This window comes from Dyella sp. 01L423 (assembly GCF_056399945.1).
Genome location: NZ_JBFTSI010000005.1, coordinates 111,443 through 126,323 on the forward strand (window position 1 = coordinate 111,443; position 14,881 = coordinate 126,323).

The 14,881-nt window shown below is 64.8% G+C and carries 13 protein-coding genes; 7 read left to right on the forward strand and 6 right to left on the reverse strand.

The genetic code is table 11. The annotated features are described in order from the left end of the window. Positions 1–15: 15 nt before the first annotated feature. Complete coding sequence (locus AC1DMY_RS14670; RefSeq protein ID WP_477165673.1) at positions 16–435, reverse strand: cupin domain-containing protein; 420 nt, start codon at positions 433–435, stop codon at positions 16–18. A 135-nt stretch (positions 436–570) separates the two neighbouring features. Between AC1DMY_RS14670 and AC1DMY_RS14675 the strand changes: the two genes are divergently transcribed. Next, a complete protein-coding gene (locus tag AC1DMY_RS14675) occupies positions 571–1,653 on the forward strand; it encodes an oxidoreductase (protein ID WP_477165674.1) in 1,083 nt (360 codons plus the stop codon). 251 nt (positions 1,654–1,904) lie between these two features. On the opposite strand, the gene AC1DMY_RS14680 is transcribed toward AC1DMY_RS14675, so the two are convergent. Then, positions 1,905–2,900, reverse strand: a complete 996-nt coding sequence (locus AC1DMY_RS14680; RefSeq protein ID WP_477165675.1) for an aldo/keto reductase — start codon at positions 2,898–2,900, stop codon at positions 1,905–1,907. Between the two features lie 112 nt (positions 2,901–3,012). Between AC1DMY_RS14680 and AC1DMY_RS14685 the strand changes: the two genes are divergently transcribed. After that, positions 3,013–3,912 (forward strand): LysR family transcriptional regulator, encoded by a 900-nt coding sequence (locus AC1DMY_RS14685; protein WP_477165676.1) that lies wholly within the window; start codon positions 3,013–3,015, stop codon positions 3,910–3,912. A 10-nt stretch (positions 3,913–3,922) separates the two neighbouring features. On the opposite strand, the gene AC1DMY_RS14690 is transcribed toward AC1DMY_RS14685, so the two are convergent. Then, on the reverse strand, positions 3,923–4,684 hold the full coding sequence (locus tag AC1DMY_RS14690) for a bestrophin-like domain (RefSeq protein WP_477165677.1): 762 nt from the start codon (positions 4,682–4,684) through the stop codon (positions 3,923–3,925). Between the two features lie 36 nt (positions 4,685–4,720). Further along, a complete protein-coding gene (locus AC1DMY_RS14695) occupies positions 4,721–6,763 on the reverse strand; it encodes an amidohydrolase family protein (RefSeq protein WP_477165678.1) in 2,043 nt (680 codons plus the stop codon). A 157-nt stretch (positions 6,764–6,920) separates the two neighbouring features. On the opposite strand from AC1DMY_RS14695, the gene AC1DMY_RS14700 reads away from it, so the two are divergent. Together AC1DMY_RS14700 and AC1DMY_RS14705 are read left to right on the forward strand one after the other, a co-directional pair. After that, positions 6,921–8,048, forward strand: coding sequence for an FAD-dependent oxidoreductase (locus AC1DMY_RS14700; RefSeq protein ID WP_477165679.1), 1,128 nt, complete (start codon positions 6,921–6,923; stop codon positions 8,046–8,048). 147 nt (positions 8,049–8,195) lie between these two features. Then, positions 8,196–8,564, forward strand: coding sequence for a hypothetical protein (locus AC1DMY_RS14705; protein WP_477165680.1), 369 nt, complete (start codon positions 8,196–8,198; stop codon positions 8,562–8,564). A 34-nt stretch (positions 8,565–8,598) separates the two neighbouring features. On the opposite strand, the gene AC1DMY_RS14710 is transcribed toward AC1DMY_RS14705, so the two are convergent. Further along, positions 8,599–9,009 (reverse strand): acyl-CoA thioesterase, encoded by a 411-nt coding sequence (locus AC1DMY_RS14710; RefSeq protein ID WP_477165681.1) that lies wholly within the window; start codon positions 9,007–9,009, stop codon positions 8,599–8,601. A 59-nt stretch (positions 9,010–9,068) separates the two neighbouring features. Here AC1DMY_RS14710 and AC1DMY_RS14715 point away from each other — a divergent pair, with 59 nt between their 5' ends. The 3 genes from AC1DMY_RS14715 to AC1DMY_RS14725 all read left to right on the forward strand — a co-directional run bounded on the left by AC1DMY_RS14715 (position 9,069) and on the right by AC1DMY_RS14725 (position 12,788). Beyond that, positions 9,069–9,422 (forward strand): SMR family transporter, encoded by a 354-nt coding sequence (locus AC1DMY_RS14715; protein WP_477165682.1) that lies wholly within the window; start codon positions 9,069–9,071, stop codon positions 9,420–9,422. After that, positions 9,412–9,744 carry a multidrug/spermidine efflux SMR transporter subunit MdtI gene (mdtI, locus tag AC1DMY_RS14720; RefSeq protein ID WP_477165683.1) on the forward strand — a complete coding sequence of 111 codons (333 nt, stop codon included), beginning with the start codon at positions 9,412–9,414 and terminating at the stop codon, positions 9,742–9,744. The genes AC1DMY_RS14715 and mdtI overlap by 11 nt, the downstream gene beginning before the upstream one ends. 707 nt (positions 9,745–10,451) lie before the next feature. Further along, positions 10,452–12,788 (forward strand): S9 family peptidase, encoded by a 2,337-nt coding sequence (locus AC1DMY_RS14725; protein WP_477165684.1) that lies wholly within the window; start codon positions 10,452–10,454, stop codon positions 12,786–12,788. A gap of 878 nt (positions 12,789–13,666) precedes the next feature. Here the strand turns inward: AC1DMY_RS14725 and AC1DMY_RS14730 are convergent. Further along, a complete protein-coding gene (locus AC1DMY_RS14730; RefSeq protein WP_477165685.1) occupies positions 13,667–14,878 on the reverse strand; it encodes an ABC transporter permease in 1,212 nt (403 codons plus the stop codon). Positions 14,879–14,881 lie beyond the last annotated feature (3 nt).

Below are 14,881 nucleotides of genomic sequence, written 5' to 3' on the forward strand. Positions count from 1 at the left end.
ACGCGCCGCCATGACCTACTTCACCGGCTCAGCCAGCGGCTTGCCCTTATCGATGATCCACGTCGACAGCGCCGTGCCGCCGTCACTGCCCGGTGCCGCGGCAAGACTATGCACCGCGCCGCGTGGGTTGAAGAAGTGATCGCCCGCTTTCAACACCTGATCGGGTTTGCCGCGCGTCTTGAGGACGAGATTGCCCTTGAGCACATAACCCGATTCATCGCCGTCGTGCGTGTGCCAGCCCACCGCGCCGCCGGCGGGAATCTCGGCCATGCCAAGCACGATCTCGGTACCCGGCACGCCGCTTTGCTCATGCTGGTCGAGAATGGTGCGCTTGGCCTGCGGTGCATTGGCGGCCGGCGCATCCTGCGCGACGACGTGGCTGCTCACACCAGCAGCCGCGAGCAAGGCGGCGATCAGCACGGGACGGAGATACATGGCGGCATCCTCGGCGCAAGCGGAAACGCAGCGCATGGTGCGCGCCAAAACGTTAGCGCGGCGCGAAGCCGTTTCCGACGGATCGTCGACGGCGGTGGCCTATCATGGGTCTCCCCCGTGCCGCCCGAGTCATCGATGAACGACCCCTCCACTCCCTTGCACGTGGCGCTGATCGGCTACGGGTTTGCCGGCAAGACCTTCCACGCGCCGTTGATTCGCAGCGTGCCCGGTCTGGCACTGCGCACGGTCGTATCGCGCGATGCCGACAAAGTGCGCGGGGATATGCCTGAGGTCGACGTGGTCGCCGACGCTGCGAAAGTTTTTGCGGATCCTCAGGTGGACATGGTGGTAATCGCCTCGCCCAACGACACCCACGCACCGCTGGCGCGCGCCGCGCTGGAAGCCGGCAAGCACGTGGTGGTGGACAAACCGTTCGCGCTCGATCTGGCCCAGGCGCGCAGCCTGGCTGCCACCGCCGCGCAGCAGGGGCGCGTGCTGTCGGTCTTCCAGAACCGTCGCTGGGACAGCGATTTCCTCGGCGTGCGGCAGCTGATCTCGCAGGGCACGCTAGGCGAGGTGACGCATTTCGAGTCGCATATCGACCGCTTTCGCCCGCAGGTGCGCGCGCGCTGGCGCGAGCAGGCGGGCGCGGGCAGCGGCCTGTGGTACGACCTGGGGCCGCATCTGGTGGATCAGGCGTTATGCCTGTTCGGTTTGCCCGAGCGCGTGTGGGCCAGTCTGGCCACGCAGCGCGATGGCGGCGAAGTCACCGACTGGGCGCATGTGGTGCTCGAATACGGCGAGCGTCGCGCAATCCTGCACGCGGGCATGTTGGTGGCCGGCGGCAGTGCGCGCTTCACTGTGCACGGCACGCAGGGCAGCCTGGTCAAGCCGAAAATCGACGTGCAGGAAGCGCAACTGATCGCCGGCATGCGCCCCGGCGACGCCGAATGGGGCATCGATCCGGATGATCTGCTGCTGTACGACGGCGACGGCCAGGTCACCCACCTGACCACGCCCAGGGGCGACCAGAGTCGTTATTACGCGGCGTTCCGCGACGCGGTGCTGGGGCAGGGCGCAGCGCCCGTCACGCCGCGCCAGGCGATCACCGTGATGGCGGTGATCGAGGCGGCCATGCTTTCGGCGGCGGAACATCGGGCGGTCGCGCTGGCGCTGGACGCCGGCGAACGCGAGGCGTGGCAGGCTGCATCCAACTGAGCGTTGTCCGTTGGCGTGAACCTGCTCGTCGGAGCACGCAAGCGGCCGCGAGTCGCGCATAAAAAAAGGCCCCCTTTCGGGGGCCTCACGGATCGGCTCTAGGGGGGCGACCGATCCGGGCTGTCGGGGTTCGTGGAAACCGCGACGTGGTTAGATTGCCTGAGGCTTCGAGAATTCGATGTAAGCGAAGTCTTACTTGTTTGGTCAGGAAGTGGATGGCCGTATGTCAGGCCAGCCACAAACCTGCGAAATCAGCGATTCACCATCTGCATCATGGGCCCGGCGTAGCGCGCGCCTGCGGCCACGTCCGGCGGGAACACGGCGTCGATGGCACGCAGTTCAGCTGCGTCGAGCTTCACATCGATGGCGACCAGGTTCTCATCCAGCCGGCTGCGATAGCGGGTACCAGGAATGGCGAACACATCGTCACCCTGTGCCAGCACCCAGGCCAGCGCCAGCTGCGCCGGCGTGCAGCCCTTCTCGGCGGCGATCGCGTTCACCTTGTCCACCAGTTCCAGGTTACGGAAGAAATTCTCGCCCTGGAAACGCGGGCTCTGGCGACGGTAGTCGTCGGCTTCGAAATCCTCGGGGCTGCGAAAGGCGCCGGTGAGAAAGCCGCGGCCCAGCGGCGAGTACGCCACGATGCTGGTGCCGGTCTTGCGCGAGGACTCGAGCATGCCGTTCTCCTGCGGATCGCGCGTCCACAGCGAAAATTCCACCTGCAGCGCCGCGATGGGATGCACCTTGGCCGCGCGCTCCAGCGTGGCGCCGGAAGCTTCGGACAAGCCGAGATGGCGCACCTTGCCGGCCTTCACCAACTCGGCCATCGCGCCCACGGTTTCCTCGATCGGCACGTCGGCGTCGACGCGGTGCTGGTAGTAAAGATCGATGTATTCCACGCCCAGTCGCTTGAGGCTGGCCTCGCAGGACGCGCGTACATATTCGGGGCGGCCATTGATGCCGCGCTTCGCCGGGTCGTTGGGATCGCGCACGATGCCGAACTTGGTGGCGAGGAAGGCTTGCTCGCGGCGACCCTTGAGGGCTTTGCCGACCAGTACCTCGTTGGTATGCGGGCCGTAGACGTCGGCCGTATCGAGGAAGTTGAAGCCACGCTCCAGCGCATGGTGGATGGTAGCGATCGATTCGGCGTCGTCCCGCTGGCTGCCGTAGAAATCGCTCATGCCCATGCAGCCGAGGCCGAGGGCGGAGACGGAGGGACCATTCTTGCCGAGCTGTCGCATGTGCATGGGGCGTTCCTTGGGAGGGTGGGGAGGCTGGCCATGCATTCTTGGCCATGACGGCCTGGCGATAAATGCTCAATAATCGCCATGTCTGTTGTCAAAATGGTCAACAATCGCCATGGATCGTCTGCAAGCCATGCGGGTCTTCACCCGGATCGTCGAAATGGGCAGCTTTACCCGCGCTGCCGATGATCTCAGCCTGCCGCGCGCCACCCTGACCCACACCATCAAGCGGCTGGAAGAGCACGTGGGCGCGCATCTGCTCCAGCGCACCACCCGGCAGGTGCGCCCCACCCGCGATGGCGAGGTCTACTACAACCATTGCGTGCGCCTGCTGGCGGACCTCGATGCGGTGGAGGCGGATTTTCGCGAAGCGGCCGCGGTGCCCAAGGGTCGCCTGCGCATCGACCTGGCCTCATCGCTGGCGCGCCTGGTGTTGATCCCGGCGCTGCCTGGCTTTCTCGCGCGCTACCCGCAAATCGAGCTGGATATCGGTACCAGCGATCGCTTCATCGATCTGGTGCGCGAAGGCGTGGACTGCGTGCTGCGTGCAGGCGATCTGCCCGATTCCACCATGGTTGGCCGGCGCGTGGCCAATCTCTCGCAGGCCACCGTGGCGAGCGTCGCCTACGTGCAGCGTCACGGCATGCCGCAGACGCTGGCGGATCTGCAAAGCGGGCATGTCGCGGTGGACTGGGCCTCGCCCACCACGCGCCGCACCTCGCCGCTGGAATTCATGGTGGGCAAGCGCATGCGCGAAGTGACGCTGCCCGCGCCCATTGTCGTGAGCGGCACCGAGGCTTACCTCGCCTGCTGCGAGGCGGGGCTAGGCATCGCGCAGTTTCCGCGTTATCGGGTGGCTGAGGCGCTCTCGAGCGGCACGCTGGTGGAGTTGCTGCCCACGCTGCCGCCGCCGTCATTCCCGATCAGCGTGCTCTATCAGTCGCAGCGGCAGTTGCCGTTGCGCTTGCGCGTGTTCATCGACTGGATCGTCGAGGTGATGGGCGATGTGCACTGAATACGGAGTGCTATTGATCCATTTGGCTGATCGCTTCGCGCATGGGCGCCACCGACACCCTGACAAAGCCGGTCAAGGGCGTGTCCATTTCAAGAATCACGTAGATCGCACCGGACGCCGACAATGCGCATATCAGGAAAAAGAACAGCACCGTGTGGTTATGCGGTGCAAACAAGCCGAAGGTGCCGAAGATCACGCATAGCCACGCGGCCAGCACCAGCAACAAGGTCATCGGGATGGTGCCGTTCTTCTGCATCAGCGCCAGCCAGCGTGCCGTGAACACCTCGTCGGAAATATCCAGCGCGCGGTCCTTCAATTGCTGCTCGGCCGGCGTGGTGGGTGTGAGTGCGCCAATGCGGTGCTGGAATTGGCTGATGTGGCTGAGGATCTGCGGGCTGTCGAGCTGCGCGATGCGCACGTGGTCACCCGAAGCCAGCAAGTCCACCCAACTGGTGTAGCTGCGCTTGAGCGTCTCGCGCAGCGGCTGGGCCTCGGGTCCGTACTGCGCCAATGCGCGATCGAGGCGCAGGATATTCACCGCATTGCGCTGCAGATCGCCGTTGACCGCGTCGTAGGACGACTTGGCCGACGAAATCAGCAAGCCGAGCACCAGCGCCGCGATGGTGGCGATCAGGCCGGCGGCGAGTTTGATGGACGAGGCCGAGTCCTCGTCCAGGTGATGATCCGGCAACCGCGTGCGCGCATACATGCCCAGCAGTGCGCAGCCAAATACACCGGCAAAAATCAGCAGGAAGATCAGCAGGTGCGTCATGGCGCTTGCTCCTCAGACGGTTGTCGCCGGATGACCTTATTCCTCCCAGGCGGGTCGCTTGCTGATGCCGCCTTCGCTGCGCAGCGCACTGGCATCCATCAACTTGCCATCCATCATCACCACCTCGGTGTGGCGCAGGTCGCCAATGTTGACCGCCGGGTTGCCATCCACCAGCACAAGGTCTGCGTTCTTGCCCTTCTGGATGCTGCCGGTATGCGCATCGGCGCCCACCAGGTGTGCGGTGGCCGCAGTCGCGCTGGCGAGCGCCTCGGCGTTGGTAAACCCAGCCTGCACGTAGAGCTCCAGTTCGCGCACCAGCTCCAGTCCGGTGCCATCGGTGCCGGCGACGATCGGCACGCCCGCTTTGTGCATTGCCCCGACCAGCGCCTGCAGCTTGGCGAAGCTGGCGCGATAGTCGGCACGCGTGAGGTCCTTGGGCACCGTGAAGCCGCCCTGGCGGAAGCCGCGTTCCACGGCGGGCGGCAGCGCGCCGACGTAAGGCGCATACGAAGGCGAGAGATCGCCGTTCTCCGGTACGTACAGGCTTTCTGCGATTACCAGGGTGGGATCGGAGGTGATGTGGCGCTGGGCCATGGTGGCGATCAGCGACTTCATCGGCTCCTTGTCCAGATCCACGTTGCGCGCATAGCGGCCCGGGCCTTCGAAGCGCCCCATGCCGTTGGATGCCTTGACCACCTCGTCGGGCATCGCCTGCATCATCACGAAGTAGATATGCGTGATCTCGTCGTAGCCGTCGTCGATGGCCTCCTTCGGACGCATGCCGGCAGGCAGATGGCCGTGCACGTGCAGGCCCTGCTTGTGCGCCTCGGCGGCGGTGGCCTTCACCCATGCGGGGTTGAACGTGCCGTAGATCTTGATCGCACTGAAGCCATCGGCCTTGGCCCGGTCGGCCAGCTTGATGGCCTCTTCCTGCGACGTCGCCACGGTCGCGACCTGCGCCGTGTTCGGGCCCTTGCCGTCGATGAGCATCGACGGATACACGTGCGGCCCCAGCAATTCACCCTTGGCGCGGCGCTGGGCGCGCGACAGGGTTTGTTCGTTGATGTTGCCCGGATCGCGCACCGAGGTGATGCCCAGCGAAAGCAGCATCGGGCCGCTGGCGTCGTCCGGCACGTGCTGGTGCGAATCCCACAGGCCGGGGACCAGGGTCTTGCCCTTGCCATCGATCACCTGCGCGTTCTTGGGCACCGTGATCGACGCCGCATCGCCCACGGCGGTGATCACGCCCTTGTCCACCAGCACGGTTTGGCCGTCCACAAAACGCGTGCCGTCCACGAAGGCGCGCACGTTGGTAAATGCCACCGGGCCCGGCGGCGTCTTGAGCAGCTTGGGCACGATGGCCTTGGCATGCTGGGCGAGCGCGGCGGTCTGGGCCTTCTCGAGTACTGGCAGCGCCGACTCGTAGCCTTCGGGCAACCACGCCAGGCCGTTGACGAAACCGAAGAAGTGTCCTGATTTATCCACCCATACCGGTACCGGCGTGTTGCTGAGGCCGGTCACGGCATACGCGGTCACTTGCTGCTTGTTGGCGCCATCGCCAACGGTGGCGACGGTGAGCTTTTCCGCGTGTGCCTTGCCGCCTGGCAGGAGCGCAAGCGTCTTGTCCGGCGCGGCCAGCAATTTCTCGACCAGGGCGGCATTGAGATCGAAGGGGCCGCCGAAGGCGACGTATTCGGAAGGTGCGCTGTAGGGTGCGGAACCCGCATCCACCGGACTCTTCCAACTCGCCGATCCCGACTGCACGGCAAATGTTTCGCCGGCGTCGCCGTTGGGCGTGTGGCCGCGGATCACCACGCGCTCAATCATGCCGTCGCTGCCCAGCGTCGTGCTGCTGTCCACTTCGGTCACCATGCCTCGCAACAACAGGCTTTCGCGGCCCATATGCGTGCCGTCGGCAGTAACCCAGCGCGCCGAGCTGCCGTGTTTGCCGGCCGTGGACACGATGGAAAAACGCTGGGCATTGGCTGGCGCCGTGGCCAGCGAGTCGGTGGAAGCGGAAGTGTCGGCGAAGCAGGGCAGCGCCAGGAAGAGAGCGAACGCGACGAACGGGGCACGCATAGGAAAGCCTCCGGTGGGTTCGCGGCGGAGTATGGCTGGCCCAGGCGCGGAGCCATAGTGCTTGGCGGGGTGCCAAATGGGCTATTGGCCGCTCTTGACGCGGGCACGACAGCGGTTGGCGGCAGACTCCCCCCGTTAGGGGTTCAGAGAGGCGAGCATGAGATCGACCCATCCCGACGTACTTATCGTCGGCGCCGGTCCCACGGGGCTGGCCGCAGCACTGCTACTCGCACATCGACGCGTATCCGTGCGCATCATCGATACAGCCCGCGTGGCGACCACGACCTCCAAGGCGCTGGCCGTGAACAGCCGGACGCTGGAGATGCTCCAGAGCACTGGTGTCGCCGACCAGGTCGTCGCGGAAGGTTGGCCTGTACGCGGAGCCACCTTGCACGAGGACGGCCACGACGTGCTCGCGTTTGATCTGCCGCCCGCACAGGACGCGCGATCCGTCATGACCGTGCTGCCGCAGGCGCGTACCGAAGCCCTGCTGGCCAAGGCCTTGGCGGCCCAAGGTGTGACGGTGGAGCGCGGCGTGACCTTCCAGTCGCTATCGCAGGACCTGACGGAAGTCACGGCCACCCTGCAGCACGCCGATGGCGGCAGCGAGCAGGTCACCAGCCGGTTGCTGTTTGGCGCCGATGGTGCGCGCAGCGCCACGCGCGCGGCGCTGAAGCTCGATTTTCCCGGCAGCGGCCTGGCCGAACCGTGGCTGCTGTGGGACGTGGCGATGCAGACCTCCTTCGACCTCCAGCGCGCACACATCCTGTTCGAGCGCGACGGCTTCATCTTCCTGCTGCGGCTCGCCAACGACGTGTGGAGGGTGATCGGCAACACGCATGATCCGCTAGCGACATTGCGCCGCTACGGCAGCCTGAGCCAGGTGTCGTGGGAATCGCAATTCCACGTCAGCCATCGCGTGGCGTCGCAGGCCGGCGTAGGGCGCGTAGCCCTGGGCGGTGACGCCGCGCACATCCATTCGCCGATCGGCGCACGTGGCATGAACCTCGGGATCGAAGATGCCTATGTCTACGCGGACTGCGCCGCCGACGCACTGGCCGGCGACATGGGCCGCATGAACGACTACGCCTCGCTGCGCCACGCGGTGCACAAGTCTGTCGTGCGCCGCATCGGTGCGTTGACGCGCATGGTGCATGGACGACCGCCGTGGCTGCGCTGGATCCGCGACGGCGTGGTGCCCGTGGCGGGACATCTTTCGTTTGTGCGGCAATTGATGATGCGCACCGCCGGCGGCCTCGATCACCCGCTGAAGACGCGTCGCTAGTCAGACCCGCCCACCCTCAAGTTCACCCCGGCACGGCCGATAACCGGGCATACGCGACATCCGACCACGACGATGGCGCGGTGTCCTGTTGTCGTGGCGCCAAACGCCGCGACGCTGTCGTATCGCCCGATGGGATGTAGCAAACGCATGAACGCACATAAGCCGCACGTGAAGGGTAATCGCGTGGATTGGGCCGATCCTCGCCTGCAGGCGTTACTGCGTCGATCCGAAAACTGGAAGCTCGACAACCGCGGTACCTACACCCCCAAGGACGTGCAGATCCACCTGGGCTGGGGCGCCTCGAGCGGCCGTCCGGCCGTGCTCGTGTGGGAACGCGACCAGGTGATGATGATCGAAACCCGCTACGCCATCGCACTGGGCGAACAGGTGCGGGTGGACGAGCCGCAGGGCGAAAAGATGCGCAGCGTGTGGGGCATCGTGGTCGAAGGCCGCGAAGGCTTCCGCGCGGAAGACCGCGACAACGGTGTCCACCTGCATTGGCTGCATCTGCGCTGAGACGATGGCCGCCGAGCGCGGCCATCGCCCATGCTTAGACGACGGGCAGCGGCGGCACGGTCGCCGGCGTCCCGTTCGAATCGAGCGCGACCATCACGAAGCGGCCGGTGGTGCAGACGCGACGATCACCGGTGAGCGGGTCCTCGCCGGTCAGTTCCACTTCCACCGTCATCGAGCTGTGGCCCACGTGCACGATACGTGCAACCAGTTCGGCCAGCTGGCCCGTGCGCACGGGTACCTTGAAATTCACTTCTTCAGAGCGCGCGGTGACCACCGTGCGCCGGGCATGGCGCGAGGCGACAATAAACGCCGCCTTGTCCATCCACGCCAGCGCCTGTCCGCCGAACAGCGTGCCCAGGTGGTTGGTGTGATCGGGAAACACCATCTCGAGCAGGCGTGCTTCGGGCAGCGTGGGAGTGGCAGATGAGGCGTTGATTGGGTTCATGGCGTGATCGGGGAAGGCGAGGGTAGGATGGGATCGCGGTGCCCGACAAGGAGAACCACATGCGTCACTGGCTTTTCATGGCCGCGGCTATTGTCACCGAAGTTGCCGGCACGTTGGCGATGAAACTCGGCGCCCATCACGGCTTCCTGACCATCGGCCTGTCGACGATGTACGTGATGCTGGTGCTGTCCTATACCTGCCTGGCGATGGCGGTGAAGCGCATTCCGCTGGCCGTCGCCTACGGCGCATGGGAAAGCCTCGGCCTCGTGCTGATCACCTTGTGCAGCGCCTGGCTGTTCGCCGAAGACCTCAAGCCCATCAAGCTGGCGGCGATCGCCTTGATCATCGCCGGCATCGTGCTGCTGGAACGCGGCACCGACGAAGGGCCGACGGAGAGCCGCCATGCTTCCTGAGTTCGAACCCATCCATCTGCTCTACCTCGCCATCGCGATCGTGCTGGAGATCGCGGCCAATGTGTTGATGAAGCAGTCGCATGGCTTTGCCTACAAGCGGCCCGCCGTGGCCGCGATTGCCTGTGCGTTGGCGGCGTTTACGGCGTTGAGCTTTGCCATCCGCGGGATTCAGTTGTCGGTGGCGTATGGGATCTGGGGAGGGGTGGGGTTGATGGCGACGGCAGTGTTGGGGATCGCGGTGTTTGGGGAGAGGCTTCGCGGGTCGGGGTGGGTGGGGTTGGGGTTGATCACGCTGGGGGTTTGTTTGTTGAAGTTTGCGTGAGGTTTTATTGCGGAGTGGTGCGGCGCGCATAGGCGGCACACCTCCCTACTCGTCATCCCGGCGCAGGCCGGAGGTGCTCTTCAACAGCCGAAGGCTGGTCATCCAGAGCCTCGGTTTTTGGTTGCCGCGTTACGGCCAGGGTGCCGCCTACGCGGCGGGCGTTTCGAACGGCTGCCGCCGCTCAAGTCACTTTTCTCTTGCTGGCCCACGCACGCGCAGGAGCGCGTGCGAACGGCGAAGCCGGCCCGAAGGGCGAAGGGCAGGATGCCCGGAGTAAGAGAAAAGTAACCCAAAGAGAATGGACTGAAGGGCAGGAGCTCGTAGCGTTCTGTTGAATACGAGCGTTTGCGACCCGAGGGGATCGGAAGCGTGGCGATCGTCCGACACGCGATTCCGCTACACCGCAACGCGCCACTGCGGAGAGGACTTAAAGCGGAGCCTCGCTGCGCATCGGCTTTTGCACTTCAGCCATTGGCATGCCCGCTTGCCTGTGGGAGCGCACCCTGTGCGCGACAGCCACGCTGGGGTGTACCGCTCCGTAGGCTTGTCGCGCACAGGGTGCGCTTTTGCTGGCGCCGTCGCTCCGATTTTGGGCAACTCAGTCAGAACCAATGGCAGTTCCCCACCCACCTGAGTAACACTAGGCCGAATACTCAGGCCGCTCTTCCATGCGCGCCTGTATGTCGCGATTGATCGGGGGACTAAACATGAGCTTGAACACACGTGGTGCGCGCCTGGTTGGCGCGGCGGCGCTGATTGCGCTATCGACAGGCGCCGCCGCACAGGGGCGGACGCTCACCAACGACGACTACGCGCGCGCCGAGCGCTACGTGGGCTACAACGTCACGCCGCTGGTGGACCACGCCGTGCAGACGGTGACCTGGATCGACGATACGCATTACTGGTATCGCGATCATGATGCCTCCGGCGACCACTACGTGCGTATCGACACCGGCACCGGCAAGGCCGAGCCTGCCTTCGATCATGCTGCCCTCGCAGTAGCGCTGGGCAAAGTGCTCGGTAAATCCGTCAGTGCCAACAAGCTTGGCATCACGGCATTTGTTGCCACGCTCGATGGCCGCCTCGACGTGAACCTCCGCGGCAAGCACTACCTGTGCGACATGAAAGCCAACGTCGTGTGCGTCCTCGGACGCGATGAAAGTGTCGACGGCACGGGCAACGAACCGGGTGTGCTGTCGCCCGACAAACACAGCGAAGCCTTTGTACGCGACTGGAACCTGTGGGTGCGTGATGTCCTCACCCGCAAGGAAACCCAGCTCACCATCGACGGTGTGGAGAATTTCGGTTACGCCACCGACAACGCGGGCTGGAAGCACACCAGCAATGCCATCGTCGTGTGGTCGCCGGACTCCAAGCGTCTGGCCACCTTCCAGCAGGATCAGCGCAAGACCGGCGACATGGTGATCGTGGGCACCAACGTGGGTCATCCGAAGGTCGAGAAGTGGAAGTATCCACTGGTTGGCGACAAGGACGTGACGACGATCGAACGGGTCATCGTCGACGTCGACTCGCGCAAGGTGCTGCGCCTGAAGATGGAGCCGGACCAGCATCGCTCCACTTTGTGCGACGACGTGAGCTGCGGCCGCGACGGCGGCTGGGGCGACGTGCAATGGGCGCCTGACGCCAGCTCGCTGGCCTTCGTGTCCTCCTCGCGCGATCACAAGCAGGCCTGGTTCCGCGTGGCCGATGTGCACACCGGCGACATACGCACCGTATTCAACGAAAGCGTGCCCACTTACTACGAAAGCGGCAACGGCAAGATCAACTGGCAGTACCTGCCGGCCAGCCATGAAGTGGTGTGGTTCAGCGAGCGCAACAACTCGGGCAATCTGTATCTGTACGACCTCGAAAGCGGCAAGCTCAAGCACGCCATCACCACCGGCGAAGGCAACGTCACCGAGGTGCTCAAGCTGGACGCTTCGTCGCGCACGCTGTGGTTCCGCGGCGTGGGGCGCGAGCAGGGCGTGGACCCGTATTACCAGCAGTTCTACAAAGTGAGCCTGGACGGCGGTGCGCCGGTGCTGCTGGCGCCGGAGCCGGCCGACCACACCATCACCCTGTCGCCGGATGGACGTCTATTCGCCGACGCCTACTCCACGCCCACCACGCCGTCGGTCACCGTGCTGCGTAGCGCGCATGACGGCCATGTGGTGTCCACCATTGCCAAGGCCGATATCTCGCGCCTGCTCGCCAGTGGATGGAAGGCGCCCGAACCGTTCACCGTGAAAGCGCGCGACGGCAAGACCGATCTGTATGGCCTGATGTTCAAGCCCTCGTCATTCGATCCGTCCAAGAAATATCCCGTGGTCGATTACATCTACCCCGGCCCGCAGACCGGCTCGGTGGGCTCGCGCAGCTTCAATCCCGCTCGCGCGGATCACCAGGCACTGGCCGAGCTGGGCTTCATCGTGGTCGCCATCGACGGCATGGGCACGCCGTGGCGCTCCAAGGCCTTCCACGATGCGTACTTCGGCAATATCGGCGACAACACCATGCCTGACCAGGTGGCCGGCTTGAAGGAACTGGGCAAACGCCACGTGTGGATCGACTTGGATCGCGTGGGCATCTGGGGCCATTCCGGCGGCGGCAACGCCACCGTGACGGCGATGTTCCGCTATGCCGACCTGTTCAAGGTGGGCATCGCCGAGAGCGGCAACCACGACAACCGCAACTACGAGGACGATTGGGCCGAGAAGTGGCAGGGGCTGCTGGTCACCGACAAGGATGGCAAGAGCAATTACGACGACCAGGCCAACCAGAGCCATGCCGCGGGCCTCAAAGGTCATCTGCTGCTGGCCCACGGCACCATGGACGACAACGTGCCGCCGTACGAAACGCTGCTTGTTGTCGATGCGCTGATCAAGGCGAACAAGGATTTCGATTTGTTGATGATTCCCAATGCACATCACGCTTACGGCGCGGCAGCCAATTACATGATGCGCAAAAGGTGGGATTATTTTGTGCGGAATCTGGCGGGAGACGTGCCGCCGAAGGAGTTCGAGATGAAGCCGCCGAAGGATTGATGGGGTTGCTGAGGCGCGCCGAGGTGCGGATTCGGTGCACTGCAGTGAGTCTCGCGGTCTGCAATTGATCGTCGTGCCGGCGGAGGCAGTTTTTTTGCCCGTCATCCCGGCGTAGGCCGGAGGTGCTTTTCAACAGCCGAATGGCTGGTCATCCAGTAGCGTCGGTCTTCGGTTGTCGCCATGTCGCGATCTGGCTCGCCTGCCGCGGGCTTCCGTGCCGCTGCCGCGGCCCGGGTCACTTTCTCTTGCTTGCCCAAGAGAAAGTAACCAAAGAGAAGGGCCCCCCGGATGACGCGCCTTCCGGGCTGCGCCCTCCAGGTGCGCGGTCGGGTTACGGGGTTTTTCGACAGGACATCCCTGTCCTGTCGAAAAACTGGCCGCATCCATGCGGCCACCCTTCGGGCTTTCCTCCACCCGCCCGCCGCGCCATACGGGGCCCCCGGGGCAGAGCCACATCAAAAGCCAACAGCCCGACGTGCCGGGACGCTATTTGTAGGAGCGCACCCTGTGCGCGAACGCCGCCCCCAGGGCGGCCTGTTGGGCCGCGTTCGCGCACAAGGTGCGCTCCTACAAGGGATCGCGCTGGCCTTCGGATGGCGGATCAATCTTGCCGGTCGGCTATTTGTGGGAGCGCACCCTGTGCGCGACAAACTTACGGAGCGGTACACCCAGGAGTGACTGTCGCGCACAGGGTGCGCTCCCACAGACAAGCAGGCGCGGCAGGCGGAAGAAGGGGTGACCAAAGCCGATGCGCAGCGCGGCCTGGCTTTAAGTCCTCAGCGATTCGGGTGCGTTGCGCAGCGCTTGGAAGTGTCCCCTGTGTACCCTCGGAGGTTGTCCCACAACAGCGCCCAGCACCGACAAGCAAACATCCCCAACTACCCCCTCGTTGCCACCACCGGCGGCACTCCACTCGCCCGCAACGCCGGCCCGAGCACCGCCAACTGCCCCAACAAGCACAACGACAGCGCCCCAACCGGCACATACAGCCACGGCAAGCGCTGCAACGCGTAGTGCTGCATCAACAGCATGTTGAGCGCATAGGCAAGCACAACGCCGAAGAGCACTCCTGTCCCAACGATCACCCCATTCTCCGTCTGGAAATACCGCAGGATGTCGCGTCGCGTGGCACCCACCGCACGGCGGATGCCGATGGAGCGGCGGCGTTGCTGTACCCAGAAACTGGCCAGCCCGGCGATGCCGGCGGCAGTTACCAGCAGCAGGCCAAGCGCGGCGGAAAGCAGCAAGGTGATCATGGTGCGGTCGCGGCGAAAGTAGTCGTCACGCATCTGTGTGAAAGTTTGCGGATGCCGCAAGACGCGGTTGTTGTCGAGGCGGGCAAGTACCTGTTGCGCCTGCTTGAGCACGCGCTCCCTGTCCTGTGGCGCCGTGCGCATCACATAGGTGATGTCGGCGGTGTCCGGCAACATCGGGAACAGCGTGGCGTAGCCGTTCGCTTCGGACTCGCCCAGCGACGGACGCAACAACTGATCCACCACGCCGACGATGCGCACCGGTCCATCCCCCGGATAAATCACCTTGCCCAGCGGATCCTGTCCCGGAAACAACTTGCTGGCGAGCGCGCGCGTGACGATGGTGGACGGCACATGGTTGATGCCGACCCAGTCATGCGCCGCGTCGAGAGGAATGTACTCCTCCGGCAAAAACCATCGTCCCGCCAGCAGGCGCATGCCGAGCACGCGTGCTTCGTCCTGCGTACCGTTGAATGCGGTGGCGGTGGCCGGCGAGGGGCCGTTCGGCACGAGTGAGATGCCATTGCTCCAGTTGTTGCCGTTGAAGGGCAGGGCGTCGACCGCGGCCACCATGGTGACGCCGGGTATCGCCCGTAGCGCCGCCATGTCCGCATCATGTTTGGCGAGGTGATTGGCCGACTCGTCGACACTGATGCTTTCGATCAAGGCGAGCTCGTTTTCCACCACGCCGCTGGGCAACTGCATCTGCGCGAGGCGATGGCCGATGATGGACGCGACGTTGCAGACGATGGCGCAGGTCAGCGCGACCTGCATCACCAGCAGGCAGACGGTGAGCTTGTGGCGCGACAGGCTGGCGATCAGGGGCGAATGCGACATGAC

Bases quoted from the DNA above. Each gene is read 5' to 3' on its own strand.
- AC1DMY_RS14670 (WP_477165673.1), bottom strand. From the start codon at position 435: ATGTATCTCCGTCCCGTGCTGATCGCCGCCTTGCTCGCGGCTGCTGGT.
- AC1DMY_RS14675 (WP_477165674.1), top strand. From the start codon at position 571: ATGAACGACCCCTCCACTCCCTTGCACGTGGCGCTGATCGGCTACGGG.
- AC1DMY_RS14680 (WP_477165675.1), bottom strand. From the start codon at position 2,900: ATGCACATGCGACAGCTCGGCAAGAATGGTCCCTCCGTCTCCGCCCTC.
- AC1DMY_RS14685 (WP_477165676.1), top strand. From the start codon at position 3,013: ATGGATCGTCTGCAAGCCATGCGGGTCTTCACCCGGATCGTCGAAATG.
- AC1DMY_RS14690 (WP_477165677.1), bottom strand. From the start codon at position 4,684: ATGACGCACCTGCTGATCTTCCTGCTGATTTTTGCCGGTGTATTTGGC.
- AC1DMY_RS14695 (WP_477165678.1), bottom strand. From the start codon at position 6,763: ATGCGTGCCCCGTTCGTCGCGTTCGCTCTCTTCCTGGCGCTGCCCTGC.
- AC1DMY_RS14700 (WP_477165679.1), top strand. From the start codon at position 6,921: ATGAGATCGACCCATCCCGACGTACTTATCGTCGGCGCCGGTCCCACG.
- AC1DMY_RS14705 (WP_477165680.1), top strand. From the start codon at position 8,196: ATGAACGCACATAAGCCGCACGTGAAGGGTAATCGCGTGGATTGGGCC.
- AC1DMY_RS14710 (WP_477165681.1), bottom strand. From the start codon at position 9,009: ATGAACCCAATCAACGCCTCATCTGCCACTCCCACGCTGCCCGAAGCA.
- AC1DMY_RS14715 (WP_477165682.1), top strand. From the start codon at position 9,069: ATGCGTCACTGGCTTTTCATGGCCGCGGCTATTGTCACCGAAGTTGCC.
- mdtI (WP_477165683.1), top strand. From the start codon at position 9,412: ATGCTTCCTGAGTTCGAACCCATCCATCTGCTCTACCTCGCCATCGCG.
- AC1DMY_RS14725 (WP_477165684.1), top strand. From the start codon at position 10,452: ATGAGCTTGAACACACGTGGTGCGCGCCTGGTTGGCGCGGCGGCGCTG.
- AC1DMY_RS14730 (WP_477165685.1), bottom strand. From the start codon at position 14,878: ATGTCGCATTCGCCCCTGATCGCCAGCCTGTCGCGCCACAAGCTCACC.